The sequence below is a fragment of the Dietzia sp. B19 genome, assembly GCF_014145155.1.
GTDB lineage: Bacteria > Actinomycetota > Actinomycetes > Mycobacteriales > Mycobacteriaceae > Dietzia > Dietzia natronolimnaea.
Genome location: NZ_JAALED010000319.1, coordinates 1 through 4,472 on the forward strand (window position 1 = coordinate 1; position 4,472 = coordinate 4,472).

Here is a 4,472-nt window from a genome sequence, read left to right on the forward strand (position 1 = left end):
GTGGCCCCCAAGCCTCCAAATACTCATCCCATTCCACAGCCTTTCGCGAAGACACCGCGCGCCATCAACGCCGCGCTGTCAAGATGGTCACATGGATTCTCCTCAACGGCACGTACGGGACGAGCTACGTCTGTTCGTAGCGGAGCGAGACTGGGCGCAGTTTCACTCTCCCGCAAACCTAGCAAAGTCGGTATCGATCGAAGCAGCAGAGCTACTAGAGTGTTTCCAGTGGTCCGACGACTACGACATAACGGAGGTGCGTCTTGAACTCGCAGATGTGCTTACATATGCCTACCTCTTGGCAGATCGTCTCGGAGAATCCCCCGAGCGGTTAGTTTTGGAAAAGCTCGCTATCACCCGAGAAAAGTACCCCACCGCAACCGCCAGAGGACGCAGCGACAAGTATGACAGGCTTTAGGATCGACAAGTTCGCCTTTGACCCTGACGCGGTGAGCGTGTGGGCCGATACAGACCCACGGCATAAGAACTGGCCGGTCGTCTATACCCTTGACGGCCAGTCTGAAATCTACATTGGTGAATCGATAAATGGGTCCGGCCGCCTACGTCAGCACATTGACTCCGGCAAAAAACACCAGCTGAATCACGCCCGAGTGATCATCGACGAAACTTTCAATAAGTCGGTATGCCTCGACCTGGAAAGTTATCTGATTCGGTTGGCCGCTGGCGATGGAAAATTCAAGATCCTCAACAGAAATGACGGGATCACTAATGCCGATTACTACGGACGCCCTGGATATCAAGAGAAATTTGACCAGATTTTCGAAGAGCTCCGCTCGGAGGGTATCTTCACTCGCACAGTAGCCGAAATTGAGAATACTGACCTTTTCAAACTCTCGCCTTTCAAGGCGCTGAATCAAGAACAGACCATCACGGTCGAGGACATCCTCAGCGGACTCTTCGAGGATCTCGAAAACGATCGGGAAAGTCGGATCCTGATTCACGGAAACCCCGGAACCGGAAAAACGGTCATCGCCATCTATCTCATGAAGCTCCTGTCCGACATCCAGAGCACAGAAGAAACCGAACAGCCCGAAGGCGACTCCCTCCTCAGCGAGTTCTTCGCGCCGGGCTTCCCTGAGCTTCTCAAGAATTTCCAGATCGGCCTCGTCGTGCCGCAACAGTCACTTCGAAAATCTATTCAAGAAGTTTTCAAGAAGACTCCGGGACTTTCGCCTATCGCAGTACTCACACCATTCCAAGTCGGACAAAGTGAGTCCGAGTACGACCTGCTGATTGTCGATGAAACCCATCGACTCAGCCAACGTGCGAACATGCCCTCTGCGATGAAGAACATCGAGTTTCGAGAGATTAACGAAAAGCTCTTTGGAGAAGACGACCCTAAATACACTCAGCTTGACTGGATCAATCAGCAAAGCAGGCATCAGATCTACCTGCTTGATTCAGCGCAAAGCGTAAGAACAATGGATGTTTCCAAGGCGTCGCTGGACGCCTTGGTCGATTCGATCGATATTGAGACCCGCTCGTACCGCCTTTCATCCCAGATGCGCGTCAAGTCTGACCAGGACTATGTCGGATACATCAGGCGAGTGCTTTCGAACGAACAGCCCGCGCGGCAGCACTTCGAAGGCTACGAACTTCGGCTATTCTCCGATTTTGGAGATTTTGTAAGCGCGATTCGAACTCGCGAAAAGGAAGTGGGGTTATCCCGATTCCTAGCCGGGTACGCGTGGCAGTGGCAGTCAAAGAACGATAAGTCTGCCTATGACATCGTGATCGACGGATCCAAATTTCGGTGGAATCAAACGGACGTCGATTGGGTAAATAGCGCGAACTCCATTGATGAGATTGGATCTATACACACTATCCAGGGTTACGACCTCAATTACGCGGGCGTCATCATCGGACCGGACCTTACTTACTCCCCGCAGTCCGGAGAAATGAAGTTTGACCGAGCACAGTTCTTCGACGGAAAAAGCATCCAGAGAAACAAGCAGCGCAAGTTCACCAACGACGAACTTGTCCGCTACATACAGAACATCTACGCCGTCTTGCTCACTCGAGGGATGCTCGGAACCTATGTCTATGTCTGCGACCCAGAACTTCGGGCTTATCTCGCGAAATACTTCTAGGTCGCAACGGTACCCCCAGTCGGACTCGAACCGACACTGAAACGGTTTTAAGCCGTCTGCCTCTGCCAATTGGGCTATGGGGGCCTGTCGACCCCGCCGGGGCGGGGCCGGGTGGCGCACAGCGCGCCAGGCCGAACTAGCTGGCCAGGCGGGTCAGCACCGACATCGCGATGCCGTCCAGGATGTCCTTCTCACTCACCGTGAGCTCCGACAACCCCACGCGCTCTGCCATCACATCACACAGCGCCTGGACCACGAGGGAACCCCCGCCGATCACGTCCGCGCGGCCCGGGTGCATCGGTCCCAGACTGCGGCGCTCCGTCACCGACGAGGCAACCAACCGGTCGCAGACCTCGCGCATACGATCGAGCGGGATCACGCTGCCGTGGATCCGCTCGGGGTCGTACTTCCCCAGCCCCTGCGCCAACGCTGAAAGCGTCGTGAACGTGCCGGCCACGCCCACCCAGCGAGCGGCCCGGCCGACTGGCACGTCGCCGGCCTCGGCCAGGGCGTCGGCGATCACGGTGCGGGCCTCAGCGATCTCAGCTGCGGTGGGCGGGTCCGAGTGGAGCACCCGCTCGGTGAGGCGCACGCAGCCCACGTCGAGGCTGCGGGCTCCGAGGATCCGGACCTCTCCGTCAAGTAGCTCGCCCACCACGATCTCCGTCGACCCACCGCCGAGGTCAGTCACCACGAACGGTCCGTCGGTCGGGTCGAGGTCGGTCACTCCGCCGGCGAAGGTCAGCTCGGCCTCGGTCTGCCCACTGATCACCTCGGCCTGCGCGCTCGGGAAGTGCTCACCGAGCACCTCGGCGGTCATACCGAAGAATTGGTCTTTATTGCTGGCATCGCGGGTGGCTGAAGTGGCGACCATCCGCACCGACTGCACACCGAGCTCAGCCATGGTGGCCGCGTAGTCGGTGAGCGCGGTGCGGCACCGGGAGATCGCTTCGGGCGAGAGCCTGCCGGTGGCGTCCACGCCCTCGCCCAGCCGGATGATCCGCATCTCGCGGTGGACGTCCGTGAGCCCGGGCTGGCCAGGTACGCCCTCGGCGACGAGCAGGCGGATGGAGTTGGTTCCGCAGTCCACAGCGCCGACGCGAACAGGCCCGCCCCGGACAGTGCCATCGGTAGCAGTCGCGGTCACTCCTGCTCCTGCGCGTAATAGTCGGGCACGCCCAACTCCTTGGGAGTGGGCCAGTCCTCGGGCAGCGCGTTGCCGCGCAGGCCGGCCTCGCAAGCCAGGGCCACGGACTCATCGCCCAGCCACACCACGCCGGGCCCCTCGGCCAGCGCGTACGCCATCAATACGTGGAGGCACTTGACCCGCTCGGGCATCCCGCCACCGGAGAAGTCCGTCCCGAGGTCCTCGATCTCGTTGCGCTGGGACAGATACCGCTCATGAGCCTGGGTGTAGTTGAGGGCCATCTCGGGGTCGGCGGTCAACCTCGTCGTCATCCCCCTCATGATCCCCGCGGATTCCTGCCGACTCGCCTCGGCGGTGAGCCGCGGATCGGTGAGGTAGTACAGCGTCGGGAACGGGGTGCCGTCCTCCAACCGCGGCGCGGTCTTGACCACCCCGGGCCTGCCGTCGGGACTGCGGTAGGACACCTCCAGCACCCCGCGCGGCCGCCGGCCCAGCTGGGCCTCGATCGCCTCGAGATCGTCACTGGACACGCTGTGTTCGGCGCTCACGCTGGGGGGTCCTCCTGTGGTTGGGGTTGCGGGGCGGCGCCCGGGTTGTCGATGTCGAGGTTCCCGAGCTCTGGGTCCACCGGAACGGCCGGGGTGTCGGGGCCGCCGGGGATGCTGGTGCCCTCGAGGACCGACGTGCCCCCCGGGAGACTCGAGTTCTCTGGGAAGATGGGATCGGCGGGCACGGAGATGGAATCCCACACCCGCGTCTGCCACGGCAGCGCCGCCAACTCGGCCGCCCGCTGCTCGGCCGCCGCCTGCTCCACCGGATCCACCGGGCTCACCCGGTACGGGGTCTCCCCCGGCTTGACGGCACCGAAGCGGATCCGGGCCTGCTGCTCGATGTACGCCGGATCGGCGAGCAACTGCTCCTCGGCCTCGAGCTCGGCGATCGTGGCCTGCAGCGCGGCCCGCTCCTGCGCCACCGCCTTCTCGTCCGAGAGGAACTGGTAGTGATTGCGCAGGGGGAACGACACCGTCACCAAAAGAATGATGGCGACGACGGCGAGGAGCCCGATCCGCCGAGGCGTGTAGTTCCGCGGGCCCAGCACGGTGTCCGAGAGGTCGGTCCGCGTGGTGAGCCGGTGGGCCTCCGGATGCGCGGTCGAACCCACCCGGCCGGAGCGGGCTGAGGCGGGCACCGGCCGGTCCCGCTCGCGGCTGGGC

Annotated in this window: 5 protein-coding genes and 1 tRNA gene; 2 read left to right on the top strand and 4 right to left on the bottom strand. The window is 61.7% G+C overall.

Annotated elements, in window-relative coordinates:
* The first annotated feature begins 91 nt into the window (after window positions 1-91).
* A complete protein-coding gene (locus tag G6020_RS09660) occupies window positions 92-418 on the top strand; it encodes a nucleotide pyrophosphohydrolase (RefSeq protein ID WP_182610469.1) in 327 nt (108 codons plus the stop codon).
* The gene (locus tag G6020_RS09665) at window positions 405-2,111 is read left to right on the top strand and encodes a DUF2075 domain-containing protein (RefSeq protein ID WP_182610470.1); all 1,707 of its coding nucleotides are present in this window, start codon (window positions 405-407) and stop codon (window positions 2,109-2,111) included. The genes G6020_RS09660 and G6020_RS09665 overlap by 14 nt, the downstream gene beginning before the upstream one ends.
* A gap of 10 nt (window positions 2,112-2,121) precedes the next feature.
* Here the strand turns inward: G6020_RS09665 and G6020_RS09670 are convergent.
* From G6020_RS09670 to G6020_RS09685, 4 genes are all read right to left on the bottom strand, one after another.
* A tRNA-Leu gene (locus G6020_RS09670) sits at window positions 2,122-2,195 on the bottom strand.
* Window positions 2,196-2,247: 52 nt separating this feature from the next.
* On the bottom strand, window positions 2,248-3,201 hold the full coding sequence (locus G6020_RS09675; RefSeq protein ID WP_347238346.1) for a Ppx/GppA phosphatase family protein: 954 nt from the start codon (window positions 3,199-3,201) through the stop codon (window positions 2,248-2,250).
* Window positions 3,202-3,254: 53 nt separating this feature from the next.
* Window positions 3,255-3,806, bottom strand: coding sequence for a DUF501 domain-containing protein (locus tag G6020_RS09680; RefSeq protein ID WP_182610472.1), 552 nt, complete (start codon window positions 3,804-3,806; stop codon window positions 3,255-3,257).
* Window positions 3,803-4,472, bottom strand: a 670-nt coding sequence (locus G6020_RS09685; RefSeq protein WP_182610473.1) for a septum formation initiator family protein, incomplete at its 5' end; no start/stop codon positions are given. The genes G6020_RS09680 and G6020_RS09685, both read right to left, overlap by 4 nt.

Bases quoted from the DNA above. Each gene is read 5' to 3' on its own strand.
- G6020_RS09665 (WP_182610470.1), top strand. From the start codon at position 405: ATGACAGGCTTTAGGATCGACAAGTTCGCCTTTGACCCTGACGCGGTG.
- G6020_RS09660 (WP_182610469.1), top strand. From the start codon at position 92: ATGGATTCTCCTCAACGGCACGTACGGGACGAGCTACGTCTGTTCGTA.